Here is a 24,072-nt window from a genome sequence, read left to right on the forward strand (position 1 = left end):
CCCGGGAGCGGGGCCGTGCACTGGTTCGCCCCGGGCCAGCCGTACAGGGCGCGCAGGCCGCGCAGGCCGCATCCACCGAATGGACCACCTCCGGCCTGGGGGTCCGCGAGCAACCGGTCGGGAGGGCCCGATGACCCCCGAGAAGCGGCCCGGGCCACCCCTGCGCCTGCGCACCGGCCGCCGCACCGTCGAGATCAGCCGGCCGGGCAAGGTCCTCTTCCCCGGTGACGGCATCACCAAGGCCGACCTCGCCGGCCACTACCGCACGGTGGCCCCGCGCATGCTGCCCCACCTGCGCGGACGGCCCCTCATGCTGGAACGCCATCCCGACGGGATCGACGGCCCGGCCTTCATGCAGAAGGACGTCCCGCACCACTTCCCGGACTGGATCCACCGTGCCGAGCTGCCCAAGGAGGACGGCGCCGTCACCTATCCGGTCTGCGACGACGCGGCCACCCTCGTCTACCTCGCCGATCAGGCGTGCACCACCCCGCACCGCTTCCTGTCCAGGGCCGACCGGCCCGACCACCCGGACCGGCTGGTGTTCGACCTCGACCCGGCCGGTGAGGACTTCGCCCCGGTGCGGGACGCCGCGCTCGCCCTCCACCGGCTCCTGGAGGAGCTGGAACTGCCGTCCCTGCTCATGACCACGGGCTCCCGCGGCCTGCACGTCGTCGTGGCCCTCGACCGCCGTGCACCCTTCGACGACGTACGGGCCTTCGCGCGCGGTGTCGCCGACGTCCTGGCCGCCCGCCATCGCGACCGGTTCACCACCGAGGCCCGCAAGAAGGCCCGCCGCGGCCGCCTCTACCTCGACATCGGGCGCAACGCCTACGCCCAGACCGCGGTCGCTCCGTACGCCGTCCGGGCCCGCCCCGGCGCCCCCGTCGCGGCCCCGCTGGCCTGGAGCGACCTCGACGATTCCGGCCTCACCGCCCGCCGCTGGACCCTCTCCACCCTCGACGGCCTGCTGGCGGACGACCCCTGGAGGGACCCTCCCCGGCCCCGCTCCCTCCGGAGGCCACGCGAGCTCCTCACCTCACTGGGCCGGGACGAAGGACTCCCGACGCCATGACACGACGACGACACGCGACCGTACTAAGGCTGATGGACCGCTACGGGCAGACCCACGCCGAGGAAGCCGGAATCAAGCTGCGGGACACCCCCGCGCCCCTCTACCAACTGCTGGTCCTCTGCGTGCTCTTCTCCGTGCGCATCAAGGCCGACATCGCCGTGGCCGCCGCCCGCGAGCTGTTCGGAGCCGGAATGCGCACGCCGCGGGCCATGGCGGACGCGTCCTGGCAGGACCGGGTGGACGCACTCGGGCGCGCCCACTACCGCCGCTACGACGAGAGCACCGCCACCGCGCTGGGTACCGGAGCGGAACGCGTCCTCGACCGGTACCGGGGCGACCTGCGCCGTCTCCGCGACGAGGCCGACGGGAACCCGGACCGGATCCGCGAACTGCTACGGGAGTTCCCGCGGATCGGGCCGGTGGGCGCCGACATCTTCTGCCGCGAGGCCCAGGGCGTGTGGCCCGAGCTCTGCCCGTCGTTCGACGACCGCGCACGCGAGGCCGCCTCCGAACTCGGGCTCCCGACCACACCGCACGGCCTCGCGCGCCTGGTGGACGCCGAAAACCTGCCGAGACTGGCGGCCGCCCTCGTGAGGGCCGAGCTGTCCAAGAACGCCGTCCACGACCTCGTGGAGACCGGCTGACAGAACCCGGTGAGCGGCAAGCCGCTGGGGCTGAACGGCCGGCAGTCGAGCGGCGCGCCGTCGTCCGCGGGGAGCGTCACGCAGCGGAGGGCCGGTCACAGGTGAGGAAGAGGAAGCCGCTCGGCAGGGCGGCGTAGGCGGTCAGCTGCCACTGGCGCACGTCGAAGCCGGTGCTACCCGCGAGCAGCGGCATGCCGGCGCCGGTGGTGATCGGGGACAGCTTGACGATGAGCCGGTCTCGGGGACGGCCGTCGACCCGCCGACGGGCCCGGGGGCCGCTGTGTGGCCAGCGGACGCCGGGGGCTTGGCCTGACCGCCTACGCGGGGGGCATGGACGCGGCCACGGCGGTGCCTGCGGCGGGACGACGGAGCGGTGCCGTGCCGGTGGCCCGCAGGCGGCACCCCAGGGGGAAGGGATACCGCCTGCGGTCGCCGACCGTGAGGTCACCGGACCGGCGAGGCGTACCACCGTCATCAGCGCGTGTGTCCCCGTCCGGCACACCCAAACCCCCTTCCAGGTACCGGATTTCAAGGCTTCTTCGGAGAACTGCGGCACGCCGCCGAGAAGACAAGCCGGTGGGACTCCGCGCGGCACGGCCGCGCAGCGCCGGTTCGCCGCCACCGGCGTGCGGACCGGGAATCGGCCGGCCGCCGGCTGGTACGGCGCATGTGACCGCGGTGTACGGAACGTGTCACAGGGCCCGTACCGCCAGGTCCTGCGGCTTCCCCCGGAGCCCCGGGGTGGGATGGCTACGGGCCACAGCGGCCCGCAGCAGGCCGCCGGGAGGGAGGGGTGGGCACCTTGGCACGCCTCCGACACCGCACCGCCGACAGGGGAAGAACCACCGGAGGGGCCCGGGGAATCGGCCGGACCGGAGCAGACGGCACGGCCCGACGCGGTCCCCGGACGGCAACCGCCTGGTCGTCACCAGAGGCGGCGTTGACGACGCGGATCCCGAACACCTGCACCTGGTACGGGCCGACGGCACCGCGCTGACCCAGCTCACCAAGACCGGTTCCCATGACCTGGGGGCCGACTGGCGCCCGTGAACCGCCCCGCGCCACCGTCGGCCTCGTCGCCGCCGAGCGGTTACCCGTTGACGGCTTCGGTCACACGGTTCCAGTCGTCCAGGTCCGCGGTGCGGGCTTCCAGGGCGGTGCGCATGGCGGCGGCACCGGCGGTGCCGAGGGCCAGACGCAGCGGGGGGTTGGGGGTGTCGACCGCGGTGCGGATGCCCTCCGCGATCCGGGCAGCGGAGGAGAACGCGGATGCGGGCAGTTCCCCGATGCCCTTCTGGACCTCGCGGACGGTCTGGTCGTAATCGTCGAGCCCCGCGGCGACGTCGAGGTGGGACAGGAAGGGGGTGGCGGTCATTCCGGGCTGGATGACCGTGACCTTGATGCCGAGCGGTGCGACTTCGGCCACCAGCGCGTCCGACAGGCCCTCGACCGCGTACTTGGTCGCGGCCAGCAGTCCCACGCCGGGGTGGGCGGACTGCCCGTAGACCGACGAGCCCTGGAGGACGTGTCCGGACCGCTGGGAGCGGAGTACCGGCAGTGTCGCGCGGAGCACGTTGAGCACTCCGAAGACGTTGGTGTCGAACACGGCGCGGACTTGCGCGTCGGAGGCTTCCTCGACGGCTCCGAAGAGTCCGTAGCCGGCGTTGTTGGCGACCACGTCGATGCGGCCGAAGCGCGAGAGCGTGCGCTGCACCGCTTCCCGGACGGCCTGCTCGTCGCTCACGTCCGCCCGGACGGTGAGCAGGCGGTCGCCGTGCGCTTCGGTCAGTTCGCCCAGGGAGGCGGTGTCGCGGGCGATCGCCGCGACGGCCTCTCCGTGCTGCAGTGCCTGGAGGGTCAGTTCGCGGCCGATGCCGGAGGTCGCACCGGTGATGAGCCAGGTGCGGGCGGTGGCCTGCTGGTTCGATGTTCCGTTCATGTTGCGACCGTAAGTCGTTAGCTCATAACGAGTCAAGCGTGTGGGTGCCGAGCGTTGCCTGTGAGGCGATTTAGCCTCTCTTCCTGCTGCTGTAGGATGGGGTGATGAGCAGTACTGCATCCGGATCCGCGAAACCCGGCCCGCGTACGGTCACGCCGATGGTGGAAACGCTCCTCGCGTTCGTGAACACCCGCGCCGACGGGGCCGGACGACCGGAGCTGTTCGGCGACGGGGAGGCGTTCGCGGCATGGCTCGCGGAGCACGACGAGTTCGGCGGCGAGATCGTGGCGACCGATGCCGACGCGGCAGCCGCGCGCGAGCTGCGTGACGCCCTGGTGACCCTGCTGCTCGCGCACTCGGGTGACGAGGAGAGCCTCGGCGAGCCGCTGCGGCACGCCGAGCGGCACCTGCGACGCGCCGGTGCGCTCTACCCGCTGGCGACGGTGGTCACGGCCGGCGGCGTCGAGCTGGCGTCACCGCAGGACGGGGTGGCGCACGTGTTCGGGAGCGTACTGGCCGCGGTGACGACCTTCGCCCAGGCCGGCGACTGGGGGCGCGTCAAGGCGTGCCGCAACCCCCCGTGCCATTTCGGATTCTTCGACCGCACCCGCAACGGGGCCGGGCTGTACTGCAGTACCGGCTGCGGCTCCCAGGTGTCCATGCGCAACTACCGCCGGCGGCAGCGCCGGGAGAACGACGCACCGCCCGAGGCGTGAGGGACGCCGCGGCGTACGACCTGCGCCCGTCCCGCGCCGCTGGAAAACCCCCCTCACGCGGAAGAGCCAGGCCTGCCCCGCCAGTCCCGGAGGATCTCCTCGACCGTCAGGTTCATGACGGCGGGCTTCTGCCCCGGGGAGGCGCTCCTGATGCGGGCGCTGACCCGCTGGGCTTCCTCGGTGGTCGGCAGGTATCCGACCAGGATCAGCGGGAGCAGGAGGCGCCGCACGAGGAGTTCGTTGTCGGAGGTGATGTGCGGGCGGCGCACGACCGAGACGTTGACCCGGACGGCATGTTCATTGCCCGGCGGGACGCCCGGCCGGTCCGTCTCGATCGCGGCGTAGCGGAAGCCGTGGGCCAGGTCGCAGGAAGAGCAGCCGGCAGGGCCGCGGCCGAGCCGGTCTCCGCATCCGGAGCACACCAGCCTGTCCAGAGCCGCATCGACCACCCGCCAGTCATGGCGGTCCGGTTCGGCCGCCACCATCTCGGCCAACCCGGCCTCCTGGCCGGCGTCGGCACTGGCGTCCCAGTCGTGCAGGAAGACGGCCCACTGCTCTTCCACGATGCCGTCCACCAGATCCCGGCAGGACGTGCAGGCCGGTGCGCCACCATACTCGTATCCGCCGCACCCTGCGCAGCGTCGCAGGGCCGCTCCGGCCTCGGGTCTCGTCATGCCCCTCCTCCCCCGGCGCCGGTGGGGACCAGGCGCCACCCAGCGGCCCCTCACCCCGTCACGGCCCTGTCTTCCTTCGCCATGGTGGCAGGAACCGGCAGCGTGCCGGCCCCCGGCCATCGTCCCTCCGCGGCGGGAACGACGTGCCGCACGGCCCGTGGGAAAACCGGATGCCAGGCAGGGTGCGCTGTGGCCACACTGGCCGCACCACACACCGCCCCACCCCGAAGGACGTCCTCGCCCGTGCAGGCTGCCGTCACCGTCACTCCCGCCCAGATCCCCGAACTGCTGCTCGGCCTCGCCACCGTGCGGCCCGTTTTCCTCTGGGGGGCGCCCGGCATCGGGAAGTCCTCGCTCGTCAGGAAGTTCGCCGAATCCCTGGGCCTGGAATGCGTCAGCCTCCTCGGCACGCAGCTCGCCCCGGAGGACCTGATCGGCGTACCCCAGATCCGCGACGGCCGCTCGGTCTTCTGCCCGCCCGAGGCCATCGCCCGCGACGAGCCGTACTGCCTCTTCCTCGACGAACTCAACGCCGCCGGCCCGGACGTCCAGAAGGCGTTCTACTCGCTGATCCTCGACCGCCGGATCGGCTCCTACGAACTGCCCGCCGGATCCGTCGTCATCGGCGCCGGCAACCGCGCCACGGACAACGCGCTGGCCCGGCCCATCGCCTCCGCCCTGGTCAACCGCCTCACCCACGTCCACCTCCAGGCGTCCGCACAGGACTGGCTGGTGTGGGCCGGCGAGCACGGCATCCACCCGTGGGTCACCGACTACCTCACCGACCGCCCCGACCACCTCTGGTCGCAGCCGCCCAAGACCGAGGAGCCCTTCTCCACCCCGCGCTCCTGGCACATGCTCTCCGACGCCCTGCACTCCTTCGGCGCGGAGTTGGACGAGCAGACCCTCAAGGTGGTCGCCCACGGCACCCTCACGCCCGCGCACGCCGTCTCCTTCTGCGGCTATGCCAAGATCGTCCGCCACACCTTCGGCATCGAGGCCATCCTGAAGGGCGACGCCTCCTGGCCCGCCCGGCTCCAGGACCGCGACCTGCTCTACTACCTCGCGGAAGCCTTCCGGGGCCGCCTGCTCAAGGAACTCCCGGCGCAGAAGGAACACGTCTCGCCCGCCCTGCGCCAGCACACCCACCGCTTCAAGTCGCTCCTCGTCCAGCTCGCCGAGATCTCCGTCGAGGTCGCCCAGACCGTCATCGCCGACGACGCGGACGGCCTGCCCGTGCTGCCCGGGTGGTTCCTGATCGAGGCCGCCCGCGACATGCCCCGCCTGGTCGAGGCCCGCCGGTGAGCCGGAGCGGAAAGGCCCGGGCGAAGGCCGCCGCCAAGCCCGACCCAGCCACCCAGGCCTTCGCCGAGGGCCTGGCCCTGGTCAAGCGGAACCCGGCACTCGGCGCCCTCAGCGGCAAGATCTGCCGCGAGGCCGGCTGTGCGCAGTCCCCCGACGGGGGCCTGGCCGCCGTCACCTCCAACGGCGTCGTCCACGTCCACCCCACCCTGCGGGCCGAACCCCGCGAGTGGGCGTGGACGATCGCCCACGCCCTGCTCCACCTCGGTTTCGGCCACGTCCCGGCCTCCAAGGACGAGGACCGCGCCCAGCCGGACGCCTTCGACCTCGCCGCCCGCTGTGCGGTCGTCAACCGCTTCCTGCTGACCTTCCCCGTCGGCCGTGCCCCCGACCACCTGCCCGCCGAGTATCCCGGCGGCGACGAGGACGAGCTCGCCGCCCGCTGGCGCCGCGACGGCATCCCGCCCGCCTACGAACACTGCGGCACCGCCGGGCGCGGCCCCGACCAGGTCCTGACCACCTGGGCGGCCTGGGGCACCGCCGTCCCCGACTGGCAGACCGGCTTCGCCGCCGCCCTGACCCGCAGCGTCTCCGCCGCCATGGACGTGGCCGGCGGCCGCCGCGACCGGACCACCGGAGAACGCGTCGCCCAGCGCCCCTGGGACCGGGCCCTGAACTGGTTCGTGTCCTCGTACCCGCTGCTCGGCGGGCTCGCCGCCGGCCTGACCGTCGTCGCCGACGCCGAACTGGCCCGCGCCCAGGACATCGCCGTCGCCGCCGTCAGCGCCACCGCCGGCGAGATCTACGTCAACCCGCTGCGCACCTTCGAGGACGACGAGTGGCGGTTCATCCTGGCCCACGAGATGCTGCACGCCGCCCTGCGCCACGGTGAGCGCCGCGGCGGCCGCGACCCGTACCTGCACAACGTCGCGGCGGACTACGTCGTCAACGACTGGCTGGTGGAGATGCGGATCGGCAGCATGCCCGAGGGGCTGCTGCACAACCCGGCGCTGCGCGGGCTCTCCGTCGAGGAGGTCTACGACCGGATCGCCACCGATCTGCGCCGGATGCGGCGCCTGGCCACCCTGCGCGGCAGGGGCGCCGGGGACATCCTGGGCGAGCCCCTCGCGCACGGCGCGGGGCGTCCCTACGCGGATCTCGACGAGTTCTACCGGCGCGGCCTCGTCCAGGGCTTCGACCTGCACGTCCGCGATGGGCGCGGCCTGCTGCCCGCCGGGCTCGTCCAGGAGATCCGGGCCCTGGCCCACCCGCCGGTGCCCTGGGACGCCCGGCTCGCCCGCTGGTTCGACGATTACGTGCCGAGGCCGCAGGCCGTACGGTCCTACGCCCGCCCGGCGCGCCGCCAGGCCTCGACCCCCGACATCCCCCGCGCGGGCCGGTACTTCCCACCCGAGGAGACCGCCCGCTGCACCTTCGGCGTGGTGCTCGACACCTCCGGGTCGATGAACGCCGCCCTGCTCGGCAAGGCGCTGGGCGCGATCGCCTCGTACGCCGAGGCACGCGACGTACCGGCGGCGCGGGTCGTCTTCTGCGACGCGGCACCGTACGACGCGGGCTACGTCCCGCCAGCCGAGATCGCGGGCCGGGTCCGGGTCCGCGGCCGGGGCGGCACGGTGCTCCAGCCCGGCATCGACCTGCTCCAGCGCGCCGAGGACTTCCCTCCCGCGGCGCCGCTGCTGGTGATCACCGACGGCTGGTGCGACACCCTGCGCATCCGCCGCGAACACGCCTACCTGATCCCCCAGGGCGCCGGTCTCCCCTTCACCCCGAAAGGCCCGGTCTTCCGCCTGACCTGACCGCCGCCCAGGCACCCGGCCCGCGGCCGGGCAGGCGGCCGCCGCAGGTGGCGGCGAGGACGATGTGCACGGCCACCTGCCCGCAACCACCACATCATTCCCGCTTGGAAGGCTCCCGGACGTCCGGAGAAGTTGTCTGTACAACATGGAGCCGCGTTCATGTCCACCCTGACGGCCGCACCACCGCTCTGGCTGCGCGACAACTGTCCCTGCACCACAGGCCGGGACCCGCGCAACGGCCAGAAGCTGTTCCAGATCACCGACCTGCCCACCGGGCTCACCGTGGACGCGGTCCTCGACACCCTCACGGCGGACGGGGCGCCCGCGCGGGAGGTGGTCTGGGCTCCCGACGGCCACCGTTCCGTCTATCCCGAGGCCTGGCTCGGCGCCCACCTCCCCGGCGCCCGGACCGCCGCCGGCGACGGGCGCACCGAGGACGACAAGGAGCTGTGGGACGCGGCAGGGGTCGTGGGCCGGTTCCCCGAGGCCGGCTGGTCGGTGAAGCTCCGCAGCTCGCCGAAGCCGTGGAGGCGGGGCGCGCCCAGCACCACGCGGCGGGTGCCGCGCCGGGAGGTGACCAGCCCGTCGGCGTGCAGCGACGCGAGTGCCTGGCGCACGGTCCCCCTGGACACGCCGTAGCGGCGGCCGAGTTCGTCCTCCGCCGGCAGCTTCGCCCCGGAGCCGTACTCCCCCGCCGTGATGGCGGCGCGCAGGTCCGCGGCGACCTTCAGATACGGGAGTGTCCTCGACCGTCGCTCGCTCACGCGCCCACCTTGTCATGGCCGCCCGCCCTGATCGGACGGTGCACGGCGCGGGGCGAAACGCTGGGCCACCTGCCTGACGCCGTGGCCCTGTCGGCCGGCCCGAAGGCACGGGTCCCTGCACACTCGGTGCTCCCGGGCCGGGCGGCCGCTCCCGGCTCCGAACCCGGCGAGGAGCACCGCGTGGACCTGCATCTCACGGACAGGGTGGCCCTGGTCACGGGAGCGAGCAAGGGCATCGGGCTGGCCGTCACCCGGGCGCTCGCCGACGAGGGCGCGCGGGTGGTCGCGGCCGCCCGTACGGTGGACGGGCCGCTGGCCGAGCTGGCGGCGAGTGGGCGGGTGCGGCCGGTCGCGGTCGATCTGACCACCGAGGACGGACCGGCGCACGCGGTCCGCGACGCGGTCGAAGCGTTCGGCGGGCTCGACATCCTCGTCAACAACGTCGGCGCCGTCAGCCCGCGACTGGGCGGCTTCCTGTCGGTCACCGACGAGGAGTGGACCCGGGCCCTGACCATCAACTTCCTCACGGCCGTCCGGACCACCCGGGCCGCCCTCCCCCACCTCATCGAGCGCGGCACGGCGTCCGTCGTCAACGTCAGCTCCGTCAACGCCTTCCTCCCCGACCCCGGAGTGATCGACTACTGCGCGGCCAAGGCGGCCCTCACCAACTTCTCGAAAGCACTCTCCAAGGAATTCGGCCCGCACGGCGTACGCGTCAACACCGTCAGCCCCGGCCCGGTCGAGACCGGGCTCTGGCTCGGCGAGCGCGGTGTGGCCGCGACGCTCGCCGCCGGAACGGCACACACCCCGGACGACATCGTCACCAAAGTCTCCGCCCAGCTCGTCACCGGACGCTTCACCCGCCCCGAGGAAGTCGCCGACCTCGTCGTACTCCTCGCCTCCGACCGGGCCGGCAACACCACGGGATCCGACCACACCATCGACGGCGGCCTGATCACGACCCTCTGAACCGGCTCCCGCAGGGGCATGTCATCGGGCCCGGCGGTAGCTGCGGCGCTCGGCCGGGTGCGCGACGCCCGTCGGGTGCAGGCGGTCGGTGAGGAAGGTGAGGATCGCGTCGCGTGCCCGGACCGTGGGGTGGCCCGCCTCGTCGACGAGGTGGGCGGTGACGACGCTGTGCGGCGTGCCGACCAGGTCGGCGAAGAAGGGCGGCGGCGCGGGGTTGGCTGCCGTGTCCGGGAGGACGCGGCCGTCGAAGGCGTCTCCGAGCAGGGCCCGGTAGGCGGCGAAGCGCTGCCCCGTGCACCAGCGGTCGCCTTCGAAGCGGTAGGCGAGGACGGTGAGTCCGTCGCGGTCGAGGCGGTCGCGCACCGCGCGGGCGTCCGCCGGGTCGAGTTCGATTCCGCCGGGGTCGTCGAGCGGCAGCGAGGGGTGGTTGACCACCGGGGCGATCACGGCGGGCTCCAGGGCCATGGTCAGGGCGAAGTTTCCGGTGAAGCACAGGCCGATCGCTCCCACTCCCGGCCCGCCGCACTCCTCGTGGGCCTGGCGCGCCAGGCCGCGCAGCCAGAGCGTCACCGGGCTGGTGCCGCCTCCGGCGAAGGCGCGGAACTCCTCGCTGACGCATGCGCGGCGGACTACTTCCCGGCCGCCCTCGACCGTGGGAAGGGCGCCGTCCGTCCCGAAGAGGGAGGGGACGTGGACGGTGAAGCCCGCGTCCCGCACCCACCGTGCGAGCCGCAGGACGTCGGGGCTGATGCCCGGCATCTCGGGCAGCACCACGACCGCGGGACCGGCCCCGGCCACGTACACGGTCTTCTCCACCCCCTCCACGGCCACGGTCCGGCGGGTGAAGTCGGTGATCGGATCGTCTTCGGTCATGGGGCCAGCCTGACGCGCGACCGGCCGCCGGGGGAGGGGCGGGATCGCCAGGACCGGGGGTGATCCCGCCATACCCTGGGAGGGAGCGGGACGGAGCGAGGGGCAGCAGGGGGTACGGATGGGGGCGGGAGACGGGCAGCCGGCGGCGGGCGGCGACGGGCCGGGGGAGCTGCGGGTCGGGGTCCTGGCGTACCCGGGCTGCTTCGCGTCCGAAGTGTTCGGCGTGCCGGACCTGTTGACGATGGCCGGGCACGTCGCCGGGCCGGACGCGCCGGGCTGCCGGGTGTCGGTCGTCTCGCCCCGCCGCCGGGTCACGGCCTCGGGTGGCGCGAGCCTGGACGTACGGCCCCTGCGCGAGGTGGACGTCCTCGTGGTGCCCGGCTTCGAGCTGCGGGCGGGAGCGGATCTCGACGCCCTGCTCGGCCGGCTCAGCCCGGAGACCGCGGCGATCCGGGCGCAGGCCGCCGACGGCACCTCCGTCGTCTCCCTGTGCGTCGGCGCGTTCCTGCTCGCCGAGGCGGGCCTCCTCCAAGGGCGCCGGGCCACCACCTCCTGGCTGTACGCCGGGGAACTGGCCCGGCGCTGTCCCGATACGGAAGTGCAGCCCCAGCACCTGGTCGTCACCGACACGGGGGTGACGACCACGGCCGCCTTCAGCGCGATGTACGACTTCGCGCTGGACCTGGTCCGCCGGCACCACGGCGCCCGCGTGGCCCGGGCCACCGCCCGTGTCGCGCTCCTCGACGAGGCACGGGCGTCCCAGACCCCGTACGTCGACACCCGGCTCCTGCCGCAGCCCGGCCGGGAGTTCTCCCAGCGGGTCATGCGCCGGCTCGACCAGAACCTCGCCGAGCGCTACGACCTCGCCGCCCTCGCGGACGCCTTCCAGGTCAGCACCCGCACGCTGCTGCGCCGCTTCGCCGAGGAGACCGGACACAGCCCTCTGGTCCACCTCCAGGCCGCCCGGGTCCGCCGGGCCCGCCATCTGCTGGAGTCCACCGACCGCACCGTCGCCGCGATCGCGGAGGCCGTCGGATACCAGGACCCCGGCACCTTCGCCGCGCTCTTCGCCCGCCACACCGGCCACCGCCCGAGCGCCTACCGGACCGCGTTCCGCCGGCGTCGCACCGGCCCGGTGTGCGCCCCGTAGACGGGTACGTCCGCGTCGTGTCGTGTGGTGCGGCGGGGCTGCGTCCCGGGGCGCCGCTCCGGTATCGGGGCGGTGTTAGCCTGCGGGCATGCGCGCTCCGCTCGGGATCTTCGACAGGTTCGACCACGCCGTACCGGCCCCCGCCTGCCTCGGCCGGCTCACCCCGCCCGTGGCCGAGGCGATCGGCGGCTGGTCCGGGGACGTCCCCGCGGACCGGATCCTGTACGTGGACACCGACCCGGCCATCGCCGACACCGCCGCCTTCGTCGCGCACTACGGGCAGGAACTGCTCGGCCGGTCGGCGAACTGCGTGGTGGTCGCCGCCAAGCGGGGCGGCGAGACCACCCTCGCCGCGTGCCTGGTGCCCTCGTACGGGCGGCTCGACGTGAACGGGGCGGTGCGCCGCCACCTGGGCGCCCGCAAGGTGTCCTTCGCGCCGATGGAGAAGGCCGTCGAGGCGACGGGCATGGAGTACGGGGGCATCACGCCGGTGGGCCTGCCGGCCGCCTGGCCGCTACTGGTGGACGCGGCCGTCGCCGAGATGCCCTACGTGCTCGTCGGCAGCGGACGCCGACGCGGCAAACTCATCATGCCCGGCGCGGCGTTCACCCAGCTCCCCTCCGCCGAAGTCCTCGAAGGCCTCGCCCTCACCCCCTGACCCCGGCGGCCCCGTCTCACCCTTCCGACACGGCCGCTGCCGCAGGTCCTCGGTCGTCATTTTGCCCGTCCGCTGCCGGGGGCATCGCACAGTGCGCGGTCGACGAGGTCACCGGCGGCCTTGTTCTGCCGGAGCGTCCGGTCGAGGTCGTTGAAGCTGGTGGACATGGAGACGGTGACGGCCCGACTGCCGTCTTCGGTCGCGCCGTTCACCGTGATGTAGCCGGCTTCGCCTCCTTCGTGGCTCCAGTAGCGGCCGCCGCAGCTCAGGGGACGGCTGACCAGGCCGAGGCCGTAGCGCCCGCCGGGCCAGAACGCCTCGGTCCGCTCGTCCACCGGGACGGTGTCCCGCATCTCGGCCATGCGCGCCCCGGTCAGCAGCTTGCCGCCCAGCAGTGCTCGGAAGAAACGGTTGACGTCCGCCGTCGTGGAGACGTAGCCGCCGAGGTCGGGGACGATCTGCTCGGTGACGTCGGTCCGTTCGCCGGGGGCGAAGACCTGGTAGCCGTCGGCGTGCGGACTGCGAAGGGTGGGCGTGGTGCCCGCCAGGTAGGTGTGGTTCATGCCGAGCGGTTTCAGGATCCGGCGCGTGACCTCTTCCCGCCATGGGCGGCCGACGGCCCTTTCGACGATCATGCCGAGGACGACGTAGCCGGTGTTGGAGTAGCCCCAGCCGGTGCCCGGTGGGAAGTCCGGCTGGTGCTTCATCGCCCGGGCGACGATCTGTTCGGGGGTGTAGGTGTCGTAGCGGTGTTGGAGGTACTCCTGCGGGGTGTCGAATCCGGGAAGGTCGTCGTGGAGGCCGCTGGTGTTCTGCAGGAGCCGGCGTACGGTGATCTTCCGTCCGTCGTTGCCGTTGCCGTCGATCACACCGGGCAGCCGGCGGTCCACCGTGTCGTCCAGGGACAGCTGGCCCTCGTCGACCAGTTGCAGGATCACCGTGGCCATGAGCGCCTTGCCGGTGCTGGCGATCCGGAAGTGGCCATCGCTGGGCACCGGGCGGTTCGTGCCCGCCACGGCGACCCCGGCGGTGGCGACCAGCTCCCGGCCGGAGGTGGTGGTCACCCGTGCCTGGACGCCGGTGACCCCCAGCGCCTCGATGGCCCGGGTGTCACGGCGCAGGTCGTCCCGCTGGTAGCCGGGGGCGGACGTCAGCGCCGCGCCGGCCGAGGACTGGACGGCCACGGCCACTCCCGCTGTGACGAGTGCGGCCGCCGCGAGGGCCCAGGCTCGGCCGATACGACGCCTGCGCTGCCGGGACGGGCTGTGCTGCGGCGCGGAGGCCGGAGTGGTGGATGTCATGGGCCGCACGCTAGGGATGCGTCGAGTGCGGCGTCGCTACCCCGGGCGGCCGAAGGGAACCTACAGGTGGCTGTAGTGCCGTAGCGGCGCCCGGCACGTACAGTGGCGCGTCCGAAAGCCGCTCCCCGGTCCCGTACGACAGACGAAGGCGAAGCTGTGCACGGCATGATCAGCGAGGCCCCCGCACGGTTGGTCCAGACCGGGCGCAGCGGACGCTACCTGCTCGGCGCCCTGCTGACCGCGGCGGTGACGCTCCTGGCGGCGCCGCTGCTGTGCGTACCGTCGCTGGCGGCTCCGTGGGCGGAGCGCCACCGCCGAAGCGCCGCGGCCTTGCTGGGCGAGGCGGTGGAACCCCGCCGTCGCACCCTCCGCCGTGATCTCGCGTGGCTCGTCACGCAGGTGGCCACCGGCCTGCCCGCGGGCACGCTCGCCCTGCTGTGCCTGGGCAACCTGCTCCTGACCCTCGTCGTCACCGTGGGGTGGTGGGCCTTCCCCGCGTCGGATCCGCCACGCCTGCTGCTGCTCTCCGTCCGCATCGACGGCTGGGGATCGGCGCTGACGGTCAACCTGGCGCAGTTCCTGCTCCTCGCGGCGCTGGCCGCCACCGTCCTGCCACCGCTCGCCCGGCTCCACGCACGGTGCTGCCTGGCGGTTCTGGCATCGTCTCCCACGGAGCAGCTGACCGCGCGCGTCACCGAGTTGACCCGGACGCGCGCGGACGTCCTTCACGCGCACGGCGCGGAACTCCGCCGGATCGAACGCGACCTCCACGACGGCACCCAGGCCCGGCTCGTGGCCATCGCCATCCGGCTCGCCGTGGCCGGGGAGACCCTTCCCCGGGACCCGGACTCGGCCGCCGCGCTCGTACGGCAGGCCCGAGCCGAGACCGAGGAGGCCATGACCGAGCTGCGCTCCGTCATCCGCGCCATCTACCCCCCGGTCCTCACCGACCAGGGCCTCGTCGGCGCGCTCGGCACCCTGGGCACCAGGGCCGGCGTGCCGACCCGCATCGACATCGGCGACCTCGGTGAGGTGCCCGCCGCGGTCGAGGCGGTCGCCTACTTCGCCGTCACCGAGGCGCTGGCGAACATCGCCCGGCACAGCCGGGCCACCAAAGCCGCCGTCCACGTCACCCGCAGCGGCGGAACGCTGTCCGCGGAGATCACCGACGACGGGACCGGCGGGGCGGAGGTGTCCCGGGGCAGCGGCCTGGACGGAATCCGCCGCCGCGCGGCCGCCCTGGACGGCACCATGAAGATCAGCAGCCCGCCCGGCGGGCCGACCACCCTCACCGTGGAGCTGCCGTGCGCGTAGTCATCGCCGAGGACAACGTCCTGCTGTCCTCGGGACTCGAACTCCTGCTGAGCTCCCAGGGCTTCGAGGTCGCCGCGATCACGCAGGACGCCCCCGGCTTCCTCGCGGCCGTCGAGACCCACCGCCCGGACGTCACCATCGTCGACGTGCGGCTGCCCCCGGCCTTCCGCGACGAAGGAATCCGCGCCGCCCTCCGGGCCCGCCGCGACCACCCCGGACTTCCCGTCCTGGTCCTGTCCCAGTACGTCGAGCAGGAGTACGCCGGCCGTCTCCTCTCCGACACCCGCGGTGGCATCGGCTACCTGCTCAAAGACCGGGTGAGCCGCATCGCGGAGTTCACCGACGCCCTGCGCCTCGTGGCCGGCGGCGGTACCGTCATGGACCCCGAGGTCATCGCCCAGCTCCTCGCCGTCCGCGGCGACCCCGTCGACGCCCTCACCCCCCGCGAACGCGAGGTCCTGGCCCTGATGGCCGAAGGGCACGACAACGCCACCATCGCCCAGCGGCTCTTCATCACCGACAACGCCGTCCACAAACACATCGGTGGCGTCTTCCTCAAACTCGGCCTGTCGGCCGGCGACAGCGGCCACCGACGCGTCCGTGCCGTCCTGGCCCACCTCCGCCGCCAGGGCGGCATCGAACCCGGCCCCTGCTGAGGCGCCGACCGGCTCTGGCAGGCGGCGATGGCGGTCGCCGTCAGCGGATGTCGTGGTCGGGGTGGGCCCGGTCGTACACCTGCCGCGCTTCGGCGATCACGGCGCGGTGGGCGAGGGACCAGTCGGCGAGCGCCTTGACGAGGTGGGTCAGGCCGGCCCCGGTCTCGGTCAAGCGGTAGTCGACCTGGGCCGGGACGGTCGGGTACACGGTGCGCAGCACGAGGCCGTCGCGTTCGAGCCTGCGCACGGTGAGGGTGAGCATGCGCTGGGAGATGCCGTCGATGGCGCGTTGCAGTGCGCGGAACCGGCGTGGTCCGCCGGCGAGTTCGACGATCACGAGCACCGACCACTTGTCCCCGATGCGGTCCAGGACGTCGCGGATGCCGCAGTCGGGGTGGTCCTCGCGTCCGCAGGGGTCGAGGTCGGCGGGGGTGGTGGTTACCCCGGTGTGCGTGAGTGACATCGAACTGCCTTCTTGTCGCCGGTGAGCGTGCGGTCGAAGATCAAGCGTAGTTACTGATGAGAACCACGACGGAAGACGGCGAACTGACCATGATCTTGGTGACGGGAGCGAACGGCAACCTCGGCTCGGCCACTCTCACGGCGCTGCGTGCCCGCGGCACTGCCGTGGCGGGCGGCAGCCGTACGCCGGGCGTCGGAATGCGGCGCCTCGACTTCGACGACCGCGCGGGTCTCGACCTCGCCGGGGTGTCGACGCTGGTGCTGGTCTCCGCCGGCTACGCCGAGGACGATCACGTCCTCGGGCGGCACGCGGCGGTGTTGGACGCCGCGGTCAGGGACGGCGTCCGCCACGTCGTCTACACCAGCCTGACGGGTGCCGGCGACCACCTCGGTTTCGCGGTCGCGCACCGCGCGACCGAACGCCTGGTGCGGGCGAGCGGATTGTCATGGACGATCCTGCGCAACGGCCTCTACGCCGAGCTCTTCGGCGCTCTCCTGATGTGGTCCGGCGACGGTGTGGAGTCCGCGTTCGGCGGCGGCGCCCTCGCTGCGGTCGTACGGGAGGACCTCGCCGATGCCGCGGCGGTCGTCGCGGCGGATCCGGCACCGCACAGCGGGCGCGTCTACGACCTCGTCGGCACCCCGATCACGGCGGGGCAGGTGGCCGACCGGCTCGGGGTCCCGCACCGCACCATCAGCCTGGGCGAATACCGGCGCAGGCTCCTGCACGAGACGCCGGGGCTGCTGCCGTTCCAGCCCCCGATGATCGCCTCGATCGCCACCGGCGTCCGGCACGGCTTCCTGGACGGTGCCTCGCCCGACCTCGTCGACCTGCTCGGCCGCCCGGCCCGCGATCCCCTGGCCACGGCCGTCGCGGTCGCCTCCGCCACGAGACCGCAAGCAAGTGTTCAGAGCCCGGCGGCAGGCTCGCGAGGAGCGAGGTGAGTCCACCCGTCGATGGCGGGACCCGTGCGCGGCAAGGGGCCGATCAGCCCGTGGGAGGCCGGGGCACGTGCGGGCGGAGGCCGGCAGCGGGCCCGCACGCCCGGCCCCTCCCCGCTGTAGGCCACCTGGCGGAACACCCATCGTCGGGTGTCGAACCGCCCCTGCTGCGGCGCGTCTTCGGCCACTTCAGGTGCTAGCTTCCAGCTGCCGCCCCGGTCGGGGCGGCGCTCTCGGCCACCATGCGAAGGAGCAGGCCATGACTCAGATCAGCGCGGCTGACGCGGAGCTCAAGAAGTCGTCGGCGATGGCAGGCGTCGCGGGGACGAAGACCTGGCAGGTCAGCGTCCAGCCGAACGCGGAGCTCGCGGCGCACTTCCTCAACATCAACCCGCCCCAGGGCCCGGGCGAGGCGACCATCGCCCCCAGGCCCGACGGAAGGTTCGACGTCTTCTACCTGAGTTAGGCACGGTCCGGGGGAACGGTTCACGTCCGCTGCGTGAGGCGCGTAAGCGCCGCGTCGTAGCGTGCCTGGAGGGCCTCGTCCGGCGATACCCGCAGCAGTGCGCCGAGGGCGCGTACCGCGCCGTCCTCGTTGCCGGACGACTCCGCCTCCCGGGCCGCCAGGTCGAGTTGCGCGATTCCCTCCGCCTCGTTCCCGAGCCCCAGCAGGGCCTCTCCCCGCACCATGAGGAGCAGGATCCGGGGTACGTCGGCCGTGTCCGACCGGTCCTCGAAGGCCAGGGCGTCGGTCGCCGTGTCGAGGGCCCGGCGCCACTTCCCCGCGTCGGCCCAATGCCGGGCGAGGTGCTGCATGGCCAGTCTCTCCATGGTCCGGTCGCCGGCCCCGCGCGCCAGCCCGACCGCCCGCTCGCAGCCCTCCGCGGCCTCGTCCAGGCCGCCGAGCGCCGCCTGTGCCAGGGCCAGGACGATCAGGGCGTTCGCCTCGGCCATCGCGTCACCGGACCGGGAGGCGAGTGCGGAGGCGGCCCGCAGGTGGGTGAGCGCTTCGGGGATGCGTCCTTCCTCGGTCAGGACCCAGCCGAGGACGTTCAGGACCCGCGACTCGCCGTACTCGTCGGCGTCGGCGCGTGCCGCCTCGAGCCCGGTCTCCAGCAGGGGGACCCAGCCGTCCCGTACCCGCCACACCATCAGCGGCCACAGCGTCATGACGATCCGCCAGGTCCGGTCGTGCAGGCCGGCGGCGTGCGCCGCGGCCGCCGCCTGCGTGAGGTCGTCCCTCTCGGCCGCGTACCAGGCCACGGCGGCGGACCGGTCGGCGAACTCCCGCACCGCGGCGGGCGGCAGGTAGTCCGCCGGCAGCGGGAAGCAGTCCTCGTTGCCTGGCTCGGCCGCCGCCACCGCCGCGAGGGCCGTGGCGATGTAGTGGTCGAGCACGCGCTTGAGGGCATCGGGCCCGGCGGCCAGGCTGCGTGCGTAGAGGCGGACGAGGTCGTGCATCGTCCACCGGCCGGGCGCCGACTCGGTGACCAGGTGCGCGACGGCCAGCCGCTCCAGGGAGGTCTCGGCGGCTGCCGGGTCCGTGCCCGCCAGGGCGGCCGCCGCGTACCGGTCGACGTGCGTGCCGGGGTGGCAGCCGAGGTGGGCGAACAGACCGGAGACCTCCCCCGGGAGCCGTTGCAGCGTCAGCCGCAGCGCCGCCCGTACGCCGGTGTCCTCCACGTCCAGCAGGCTCAGCCGGCGCGTCTCGTCGGACAGCTCGGCGGCCATCGCGCCCAGCGACCAGGAGGGCCGCTGCGCCAGGCGGGCGGCCGCCACCCGCAGGGCCAGGGGCAACCCGCCGCACAGCTCGGCGAGCCGTCGTGCGGCCGCCGGCTCCGCGCGTACGCGTTCCGTGCCGAGCACCCCGGCGAGGAGCACCGTGCCGTCCTCCGGCCCGAGCACGTCGACGGCGACGGGCGTGGCGGAGTCGGTGACGATCAGCCCCGGCAGCCGGTGCCGGCTGGTGACGACGGTGACGCAGTGGCGACCGCCCGGCAGGAGCGGCCTGACCTGCTCGGAGTCCCGCGCGTTGTCGAGTACCACGAGGAGCCGGAGCTCGGCGGCGACCGACCGGAACAACGCGGCCGCCCCGTTCACCGAATCCGGTATCCGGCCGTGCGGCACACCGAGCGCCGGCAGGAACTCGCGCAGCACCTCCATGAGGGCGGGCTCGCCCGTGTCGCCGAAGCCCCGCAGGTCGGCGTAGAGCCGCCCGTCGGGGAACGCGGCGCTGCCGTGGTGGGACCAGTGCAGCACGAGGGTCGTCTTGCCGACTCCGGCGGGCCCGATGACCAGGCAGACCGGCGCCTCGCCCGTGGCGGCCCGGGAGAGAGCGGCGAGCTCGGCCTCCCGTCCGTGGAAGCCGCGCGGCGCGCGCGGCAGCAGATCGGGCGCGCCGGTCCGTGCGGCGGCATCCGGTCCGGCGGCAGGTGGTGGAACGTCCGTCGTGCGGGTCCGGCGGGGGCGTCCCAGGCTCGCGGTGTGCTCCAGCTCCCGGGCTCCGGCCGCGTCCAGACCCAGGGCTGCTGCCAGCGCCCGCACGGTGCGGCGCTGCGGGCCCCGGGAGCGTCCGCGCTCCATGTACGACAGCGCCCGTACGCTCACTCCCGCCGCGTGCGCCAGCTCCTCCTGGCTCAGCCCCGCCCCCGTCCGCAGACCGTGCAGGAGCGCGCCGAAGGTGCCGGTGGCCGGTGTGCCGGTGCCCATGTCTGGATTTCCCCTGGTCAGTGCGGCCCAGCCGGAACGCCGTACCTGCCCGCAAAAGTATGCACGACTCTACTTTTGCAGGTGAAACGCCCTCGGCACCCGCCCCCGGGTACCGGGGGCCGCAACGCGAAGACCCGGTCCGGCACCGCTGTGTGCGGTGCCGGACCGGGTCCGTTGAGCGTATGTGCGCCGGTCGTCCCCCGGCGGGGCGTCAGTGCGAGGGGCAGGAGGCCTGGGTGACCTTGCCGGCCTTCGCGGTCGAGGTCGAGGGGTCCAGCGTCAGGCACTTGCCGGTCCACTGGTTGATGAAGTAGTAGCCGCGCTCCTGTCCACCGGCCCCCAGGTTCACCGGGATGACGTTCCACAGCTGGCTGCCGGAGAACGACTTGGTCTCGCAGGGCCACCAGAAGAGCTGCGTGCCGTCACCGGGCGGGGTGCCGTTGTTGTACGGAATGGTGAGGCAGGTGCCGTTGCCGGCCTTGATCCAGTAGTGGCCCTTGCCGTCGTAGTCCGGCTTGGTGGCCGTCCACTGGTGGCTGCTGGGCACCGGGTCGGCGCAGGCGCGCTGCGTCACCAGGCCGCCGCTGCCGTCCGTGAACTCGTCACCGCGCACCATGCACCGGCCCGAGCCGTAGGTGCTGCGGTACTGCTTGCCGTTGACCAGCCATACCGCCGGGTCCGGCGGGTAGACGTAGGCGTCCTTGTTGAGCCCTTCGACCACCGATACGGGATTGACGCCCGCGGTGTCGCTCTTCTGGTAGAAGTTGACCGCCACGAAATTCGGGGCCCGGCCGGTGACGCCCCGGCACGTCTCGATGCGTTCCTTGAGGGCCTGGCCGTTGTGGCCCGCCGCGAGGTCCTGCGGATTGATCGCGTCCGAGTTGAACTGGTTCATCGTGAACAGCGGGGTCAGGTTCTTCGTGCCCGGCATGATCCTGGTGTTCAGCGGCTGGCTGTGGTCCCGGACCGCGCAGCCCGACGGGGCGTTGCCCGTGCCGTAGCCGTACTTGTTCTCCACCGTGTGCGACCAGGTGTTCATCAGGGTTCCGGACCCGGCGGCCACGTCGTCCCAGCTGTCCTGGAAGATCACCAGGCGCTGGTCGTCGGCGACCATGTCGCGCAGGCGCGGCCAGTTGTTGCCGAAGATGCCGTACTTGTTCTGGTTGAACAGCAGCTTGCCGGCACCCTTGGCATCCAGCATGGAGGTGAGGTCCCTGGTGAGCGTCTCCCGGCTGGCGTAGTTCTCCAGGAAGACCGTCACCACTTCCTGCGGGTTCTTCTGCAGGAAGTTGACGATGGTCAGCACCGCGGACTTGAAGTCCTCGTAGCAGGTGACCCGGCTGGTGTGGCAGAGCCCGACGGGACCGGAGCCGTTGGGGTCGTAGGTGTCGAGCATCAGCCCGCGCACCCCGCCCTCGAGCTGCTCCTTGATGCTCTGCGACTGGTTCGGCGGGAGGGGGAGCTGCGACCAGTCGTCGGCGAACGCGTTGTGCGAGGTCACCCAGGACCACTGGTCGTAGCGCGCGTAGCCGTACTTGCCGGTGTCCGCCGCGGCGGCGCCCGTCGGCGCCGTCAGCATCGACGCCAGGACGAGGAGCGGGAGCGTCGGCAGCGCGAACAGGCGCAGCAGGCGGGCACGGCGGCCGGGGCCCGGGCGGGGCACGGCACGACTGGTTCTCATGGTGGATTTCCCTGGTGGAAGGCGGCCGCCGGCATCCGCGGGCGCGGGTGCGCCGGCGGCCTGGAGTCTGGAGGTTCCCCGGTCCGTCGCACAGCCGCGCACCAGGGGGTGTGGCGGTGAGCGACGGACCGGCCCTGCGGGGGCTGGTGGGCCCCCTCCGGGTCGCCATCAGCCAACCGCGCCTGGACGGGGCGGACCAGGCAATTCCACCGGCAGAAGTACGGCCCGGCGTACTTCTGCCGGTGTCGGTCGGGCAGCTGCCCGGGGCCGACCGCGGCGGGGCTCGGGATTGCGGCCCCGGGGCGGGGCCAGCATGCGGGTTCTGACCCCGGCCCGGGGTCAGGCCGTGGCGCGGGCCCGGACCCGGGGTCAGGCCCCGGCCCAGGGCCAGCCCGTGGCGCGGGGTCAGCCCGACGGCCGGGGTCAGGCCGTGGCCCGGGGCAGGCCCGGCCCGGGGTCAGGCCGTGGCGCGGAAGACGTACGCCCCCATCGACGCGGTGACCGGCCCGGGGCCGAGGCGGGCCGTCATCTCCGCGAGGACCGTCTCCCGGACGGTGGGCCCGCCGCCGCGCTCCTCCACGGCCGCGCGCACCGGCGTACCGGTGAGGTACCCGGTGACGAGGTCGGCGATCGACTCGGCCCGGCCCTCGAGCGTGAGTGCCTGCTCCTCCTCGACGACGAACCCCGCGGCCGTCAGGTCCGCGACCGCGGCGGCCGGGTCGGCGTAGCCGTGCGGAACCGTCGGGAAGAACCGCGGCGGGTCGTCCGGGAAGGCCCGCTCCAGACCTGCCTGCAGGGCGACTTCGAAAGCGTGCTCCTCGATCGGACCCCAGGTGTTGAACAGGAACCGGCCGCCCGGGGCCAGGACCCGCCGGACCTCACCGAAGGCCGCGACCCGGTCGGGAAAGAACATGACGCCGAACTGACAGACCACCAGGTCGAAGGCCTCGTCCGGGAAGGGCAGCCGCTGCGCGTCGGCCTGCCGCCAGACCGCGCCCGGGGCACGCGCCGCCCCGAGGGCGACCATCGCGCCGTTCAGGTCGGTGGCCGTCACCTCGGCCGGCGGCGGCGCCATCGCGAGGAGCTCGGACGTCAGCACCCCCGTCCCGGCGGCGAGTTCGAGGACGCGGCGGGGGCGGAAGGCCGCTGCCCGCGCGGTCAGGTCCTCGGCGAAGGGCCGGAAGACCACCGGCACGAGGTACCGCTCGTACGCCGCCGGCATCGACTCCGACCACGTGTGGTCAGCCTGGGTTCCCGTCACTCTCCGCACGGTAGTGCCGGCCGGGTGTCACCGCGGCCCCGCCGCGCCGCCACCGGCGGCCTGGAGCCGGGGGCTTCGAACGCCGGACCGGCGGCCGCGGCGCGGTCGAGCTCGGCCGCCGGAAACGGCGTCCGCTTGCTCTCCCTGAGCAGGCGGCGGTGGAAGCCGTCCAGGATCACGGTGGTCCGGGCGTGCCGCTCGATGATCGCCGCGAGCTCCGGCGGCACCCCCTCGGGCCTTCGGCCCGCGATCCACTCCTCCAGGAAGACGTCCGGCTCCGCAGCCCCCCGGAGGCGGTCGACCAGGTGGTGGCGGAGCAGGTGGCCCGCGGTGTAGTGGCGGTCGTACGCGAGGTGGTCGGAGAGGAACCGCCCCTCGGCCGCCGACAGCTCGAAGTCCGCGCTGAGGGCGAGTCCGAAGTCGGCGAAGTAGACCAGCCGGCCGTCGGTCAGGACGTTGCGGAAGTGGGCGTCGAAGTGCACCAGCCCGCGGGCGCTCATGAACGCCGCTCCGCGCGCCAGCGCGTCCTCCGCCCAGGGGTAGGCGGATCCGGGGCCGGTCGGCGCAGGGTCGTTCCGCTGCTCGTGCAGCCACGCGCCGAGCGTGTGCGGCACGTGCTCGAGGAAGAGCACCAGGCTGTGGGAGGACCGGCCGACGGCCTCCAACCGCTCGCGTACGGCCCGGGAGCCTTCCCAGTGGGCGACCGCTCCTTCCACTCCCCCGAACTCGTCCATGAAGTCCTCGGGCGGGGAATCGGGCAGGACACGCCAGTGGTAGGTGAGGGGGAAGCCCTCGTACTCCCCCGCCAGCACCCAGTTGCCGGTCATGGTGTGGACCGCCAGCTCCCGCCAGGCACCGAACCCGGCCGAGCCCACTCCGTACTGGTAGAACGCCGGCAGACCGAAGAGGTTCGCCGTGGACCGCACGTTCTCCGGCTGGATTTCGAGGTCCGTCAGCGGCACCCTCTTGACGAAGACACGGATCCCGTCGACCTCCAGCTCCGCCGCCCTGCCTCCGATGCCGGATCCGGCGGGATCGGCGGACGCCACCAGGTCCCCGAGCCGCCGGTCGCTCAGCAGCGACAGACGGGTGGCCACCGTCCCGTAGGCGGCCAGACGCGCGGCGTGCCGGGAATCGCAGTGGCGCACCATCGGCTCCTCGGTGC

At 73.4% G+C, this 24,072-nt stretch carries 22 protein-coding genes; 12 read left to right on the top strand and 10 right to left on the bottom strand.

The window, feature by feature from the left end; genetic code table 11:
* Positions 1-130: 130 nt before the first annotated feature.
* Both ligD and ACIRBY_RS03600 read left to right on the top strand, forming a co-directional pair.
* Positions 131-1,075: a non-homologous end-joining DNA ligase gene (gene ligD / locus ACIRBY_RS03595; protein WP_403895539.1), complete on the top strand. Its 945-nt coding sequence runs from the start codon at positions 131-133 to the stop codon at positions 1,073-1,075.
* Positions 1,072-1,719: an endonuclease gene (locus ACIRBY_RS03600; RefSeq protein ID WP_403895541.1), complete on the top strand. Its 648-nt coding sequence runs from the start codon at positions 1,072-1,074 to the stop codon at positions 1,717-1,719. Before ligD ends, ACIRBY_RS03600 begins: the two co-directional genes overlap by 4 nt.
* A 1,090-nt stretch (positions 1,720-2,809) precedes the next feature.
* On the opposite strand, the gene ACIRBY_RS03605 is transcribed toward ACIRBY_RS03600, so the two are convergent.
* Positions 2,810-3,658, bottom strand: a complete 849-nt coding sequence (locus ACIRBY_RS03605; protein WP_403895544.1) for an SDR family NAD(P)-dependent oxidoreductase — start codon at positions 3,656-3,658, stop codon at positions 2,810-2,812.
* A 158-nt stretch (positions 3,659-3,816) separates the two neighbouring features.
* Here ACIRBY_RS03605 and ACIRBY_RS03610 point away from each other — a divergent pair, with 158 nt between their 5' ends.
* Entirely contained in the window at positions 3,817-4,374 is a 558-nt protein-coding gene (locus ACIRBY_RS03610) for a CGNR zinc finger domain-containing protein (RefSeq protein ID WP_403895547.1), read from the top strand.
* Between the two features lie 53 nt (positions 4,375-4,427).
* On the opposite strand, the gene ACIRBY_RS03615 is transcribed toward ACIRBY_RS03610, so the two are convergent.
* Positions 4,428-5,048: a hypothetical protein gene (locus ACIRBY_RS03615; RefSeq protein ID WP_403895549.1), complete on the bottom strand. Its 621-nt coding sequence runs from the start codon at positions 5,046-5,048 to the stop codon at positions 4,428-4,430.
* Positions 5,049-5,291: 243 nt separating this feature from the next.
* On the opposite strand from ACIRBY_RS03615, the gene ACIRBY_RS03620 reads away from it, so the two are divergent.
* Positions 5,292-6,353: an ATP-binding protein gene (locus tag ACIRBY_RS03620; RefSeq protein WP_403895551.1), complete on the top strand. Its 1,062-nt coding sequence runs from the start codon at positions 5,292-5,294 to the stop codon at positions 6,351-6,353.
* Positions 6,350-8,167, top strand: coding sequence for a hypothetical protein (locus tag ACIRBY_RS03625; protein ID WP_403895554.1), 1,818 nt, complete (start codon positions 6,350-6,352; stop codon positions 8,165-8,167). The genes ACIRBY_RS03620 and ACIRBY_RS03625 overlap by 4 nt, the downstream gene beginning before the upstream one ends.
* A 365-nt stretch (positions 8,168-8,532) precedes the next feature.
* Here ACIRBY_RS03625 and ACIRBY_RS03630 read toward each other — a convergent pair whose 3' ends face one another.
* Positions 8,533-8,931, bottom strand: coding sequence for a GntR family transcriptional regulator (locus ACIRBY_RS03630; RefSeq protein ID WP_403895557.1), 399 nt, complete (start codon positions 8,929-8,931; stop codon positions 8,533-8,535).
* A 180-nt stretch (positions 8,932-9,111) separates the two neighbouring features.
* On the opposite strand from ACIRBY_RS03630, the gene ACIRBY_RS03635 reads away from it, so the two are divergent.
* Positions 9,112-9,900 (top strand): SDR family NAD(P)-dependent oxidoreductase, encoded by a 789-nt coding sequence (locus ACIRBY_RS03635; protein WP_403895560.1) that lies wholly within the window; start codon positions 9,112-9,114, stop codon positions 9,898-9,900.
* A 21-nt stretch (positions 9,901-9,921) separates the two neighbouring features.
* Here the strand turns inward: ACIRBY_RS03635 and ACIRBY_RS03640 are convergent, their stop codons facing one another.
* The gene (locus ACIRBY_RS03640; RefSeq protein ID WP_403895563.1) at positions 9,922-10,773 is read right to left on the bottom strand and encodes a dienelactone hydrolase family protein; all 852 of its coding nucleotides are present in this window, start codon (positions 10,771-10,773) and stop codon (positions 9,922-9,924) included.
* Positions 10,774-10,891: 118 nt separating this feature from the next.
* On the opposite strand from ACIRBY_RS03640, the gene ACIRBY_RS03645 reads away from it, so the two are divergent.
* Together ACIRBY_RS03645 and ACIRBY_RS03650 are read left to right on the top strand one after the other, a co-directional pair.
* Positions 10,892-11,923, top strand: a complete 1,032-nt coding sequence (locus ACIRBY_RS03645; protein ID WP_403895566.1) for a GlxA family transcriptional regulator — start codon at positions 10,892-10,894, stop codon at positions 11,921-11,923.
* An 88-nt stretch (positions 11,924-12,011) separates the two neighbouring features.
* On the top strand, positions 12,012-12,581 hold the full coding sequence (locus tag ACIRBY_RS03650) for a YbaK/EbsC family protein (RefSeq protein WP_403895569.1): 570 nt from the start codon (positions 12,012-12,014) through the stop codon (positions 12,579-12,581).
* A gap of 56 nt (positions 12,582-12,637) precedes the next feature.
* On the opposite strand, the gene ACIRBY_RS03655 is transcribed toward ACIRBY_RS03650, so the two are convergent.
* Positions 12,638-13,882 carry a serine hydrolase domain-containing protein gene (locus ACIRBY_RS03655; protein WP_403895572.1) on the bottom strand — a complete coding sequence of 415 codons (1,245 nt, stop codon included), beginning with the start codon at positions 13,880-13,882 and terminating at the stop codon, positions 12,638-12,640.
* A 165-nt stretch (positions 13,883-14,047) separates the two neighbouring features.
* Between ACIRBY_RS03655 and ACIRBY_RS03660 the strand changes: the two genes are divergently transcribed.
* Both ACIRBY_RS03660 and ACIRBY_RS03665 read left to right on the top strand, forming a co-directional pair.
* Positions 14,048-15,196 (top strand): sensor histidine kinase, encoded by a 1,149-nt coding sequence (locus ACIRBY_RS03660; RefSeq protein ID WP_403896861.1) that lies wholly within the window; start codon positions 14,048-14,050, stop codon positions 15,194-15,196.
* Positions 15,187-15,852 (top strand): response regulator, encoded by a 666-nt coding sequence (locus tag ACIRBY_RS03665; protein WP_403895575.1) that lies wholly within the window; start codon positions 15,187-15,189, stop codon positions 15,850-15,852. The genes ACIRBY_RS03660 and ACIRBY_RS03665 overlap by 10 nt, the downstream gene beginning before the upstream one ends.
* Positions 15,853-15,892: 40 nt before the next feature.
* On the opposite strand, the gene ACIRBY_RS03670 is transcribed toward ACIRBY_RS03665, so the two are convergent.
* Positions 15,893-16,315 (bottom strand): winged helix-turn-helix transcriptional regulator, encoded by a 423-nt coding sequence (locus ACIRBY_RS03670; RefSeq protein WP_403895578.1) that lies wholly within the window; start codon positions 16,313-16,315, stop codon positions 15,893-15,895.
* 89 nt (positions 16,316-16,404) lie between these two features.
* On the opposite strand from ACIRBY_RS03670, the gene ACIRBY_RS03675 reads away from it, so the two are divergent.
* Together ACIRBY_RS03675 and ACIRBY_RS03680 are read left to right on the top strand one after the other, a co-directional pair.
* Entirely contained in the window at positions 16,405-17,259 is an 855-nt protein-coding gene (locus ACIRBY_RS03675; protein ID WP_403896864.1) for an NAD(P)H-binding protein, read from the top strand.
* 256 nt (positions 17,260-17,515) lie between these two features.
* The gene (locus tag ACIRBY_RS03680; protein ID WP_403895580.1) at positions 17,516-17,722 is read left to right on the top strand and encodes a hypothetical protein; all 207 of its coding nucleotides are present in this window, start codon (positions 17,516-17,518) and stop codon (positions 17,720-17,722) included.
* Between the two features lie 20 nt (positions 17,723-17,742).
* On the opposite strand, the gene ACIRBY_RS03685 is transcribed toward ACIRBY_RS03680, so the two are convergent.
* The 4 genes from ACIRBY_RS03685 to ACIRBY_RS03700 all read right to left on the bottom strand — a co-directional run bounded on the left by ACIRBY_RS03685 (position 17,743) and on the right by ACIRBY_RS03700 (position 24,058).
* Complete coding sequence (locus tag ACIRBY_RS03685; RefSeq protein WP_403895583.1) at positions 17,743-19,965, bottom strand: helix-turn-helix domain-containing protein; 2,223 nt, start codon at positions 19,963-19,965, stop codon at positions 17,743-17,745.
* 211 nt (positions 19,966-20,176) lie between these two features.
* Entirely contained in the window at positions 20,177-21,646 is a 1,470-nt protein-coding gene (locus tag ACIRBY_RS03690; RefSeq protein WP_403895586.1) for a hypothetical protein, read from the bottom strand.
* 457 nt (positions 21,647-22,103) lie between these two features.
* Positions 22,104-22,868: a class I SAM-dependent methyltransferase gene (locus ACIRBY_RS03695; RefSeq protein WP_403896866.1), complete on the bottom strand. Its 765-nt coding sequence runs from the start codon at positions 22,866-22,868 to the stop codon at positions 22,104-22,106.
* A 35-nt stretch (positions 22,869-22,903) separates the two neighbouring features.
* Positions 22,904-24,058: a protein kinase family protein gene (locus ACIRBY_RS03700; protein ID WP_403896869.1), complete on the bottom strand. Its 1,155-nt coding sequence runs from the start codon at positions 24,056-24,058 to the stop codon at positions 22,904-22,906.
* Positions 24,059-24,072 lie beyond the last annotated feature (14 nt).

Source organism: Streptomyces sp. NPDC096136 (assembly GCF_044763325.1).
GTDB lineage: Bacteria > Actinomycetota > Actinomycetes > Streptomycetales > Streptomycetaceae > Streptomyces.

What these genes read in the sequence shown, in the direction of transcription:
- ligD (WP_403895539.1), top strand. Translation starts at nt 131, where the DNA reads ATGACCCCCGAGAAGCGGCCCGGGCCACCCCTGCGCCTGCGCACCGGC.
- ACIRBY_RS03600 (WP_403895541.1), top strand. Translation starts at nt 1,072, where the DNA reads ATGACACGACGACGACACGCGACCGTACTAAGGCTGATGGACCGCTAC.
- ACIRBY_RS03605 (WP_403895544.1), bottom strand. Translation starts at nt 3,658, where the DNA reads ATGAACGGAACATCGAACCAGCAGGCCACCGCCCGCACCTGGCTCATC.
- ACIRBY_RS03610 (WP_403895547.1), top strand. Translation starts at nt 3,817, where the DNA reads ATGGTGGAAACGCTCCTCGCGTTCGTGAACACCCGCGCCGACGGGGCC.
- ACIRBY_RS03615 (WP_403895549.1), bottom strand. Translation starts at nt 5,048, where the DNA reads ATGACGAGACCCGAGGCCGGAGCGGCCCTGCGACGCTGCGCAGGGTGC.
- ACIRBY_RS03640 (WP_403895563.1), bottom strand. Translation starts at nt 10,773, where the DNA reads ATGACCGAAGACGATCCGATCACCGACTTCACCCGCCGGACCGTGGCC.
- ACIRBY_RS03645 (WP_403895566.1), top strand. Translation starts at nt 10,892, where the DNA reads ATGGGGGCGGGAGACGGGCAGCCGGCGGCGGGCGGCGACGGGCCGGGG.
- ACIRBY_RS03650 (WP_403895569.1), top strand. Translation starts at nt 12,012, where the DNA reads ATGCGCGCTCCGCTCGGGATCTTCGACAGGTTCGACCACGCCGTACCG.
- ACIRBY_RS03655 (WP_403895572.1), bottom strand. Translation starts at nt 13,882, where the DNA reads ATGACATCCACCACTCCGGCCTCCGCGCCGCAGCACAGCCCGTCCCGG.
- ACIRBY_RS03660 (WP_403896861.1), top strand. Translation starts at nt 14,048, where the DNA reads ATGATCAGCGAGGCCCCCGCACGGTTGGTCCAGACCGGGCGCAGCGGA.
- ACIRBY_RS03670 (WP_403895578.1), bottom strand. Translation starts at nt 16,315, where the DNA reads ATGTCACTCACGCACACCGGGGTAACCACCACCCCCGCCGACCTCGAC.
- ACIRBY_RS03675 (WP_403896864.1), top strand. Translation starts at nt 16,405, where the DNA reads ATGATCTTGGTGACGGGAGCGAACGGCAACCTCGGCTCGGCCACTCTC.
- ACIRBY_RS03680 (WP_403895580.1), top strand. Translation starts at nt 17,516, where the DNA reads ATGACTCAGATCAGCGCGGCTGACGCGGAGCTCAAGAAGTCGTCGGCG.
- ACIRBY_RS03685 (WP_403895583.1), bottom strand. Translation starts at nt 19,965, where the DNA reads ATGGGCACCGGCACACCGGCCACCGGCACCTTCGGCGCGCTCCTGCAC.
- ACIRBY_RS03690 (WP_403895586.1), bottom strand. Translation starts at nt 21,646, where the DNA reads ATGAGAACCAGTCGTGCCGTGCCCCGCCCGGGCCCCGGCCGCCGTGCC.
- ACIRBY_RS03695 (WP_403896866.1), bottom strand. Translation starts at nt 22,868, where the DNA reads ATGCCGGCGGCGTACGAGCGGTACCTCGTGCCGGTGGTCTTCCGGCCC.
- ACIRBY_RS03700 (WP_403896869.1), bottom strand. Translation starts at nt 24,058, where the DNA reads ATGGTGCGCCACTGCGATTCCCGGCACGCCGCGCGTCTGGCCGCCTAC.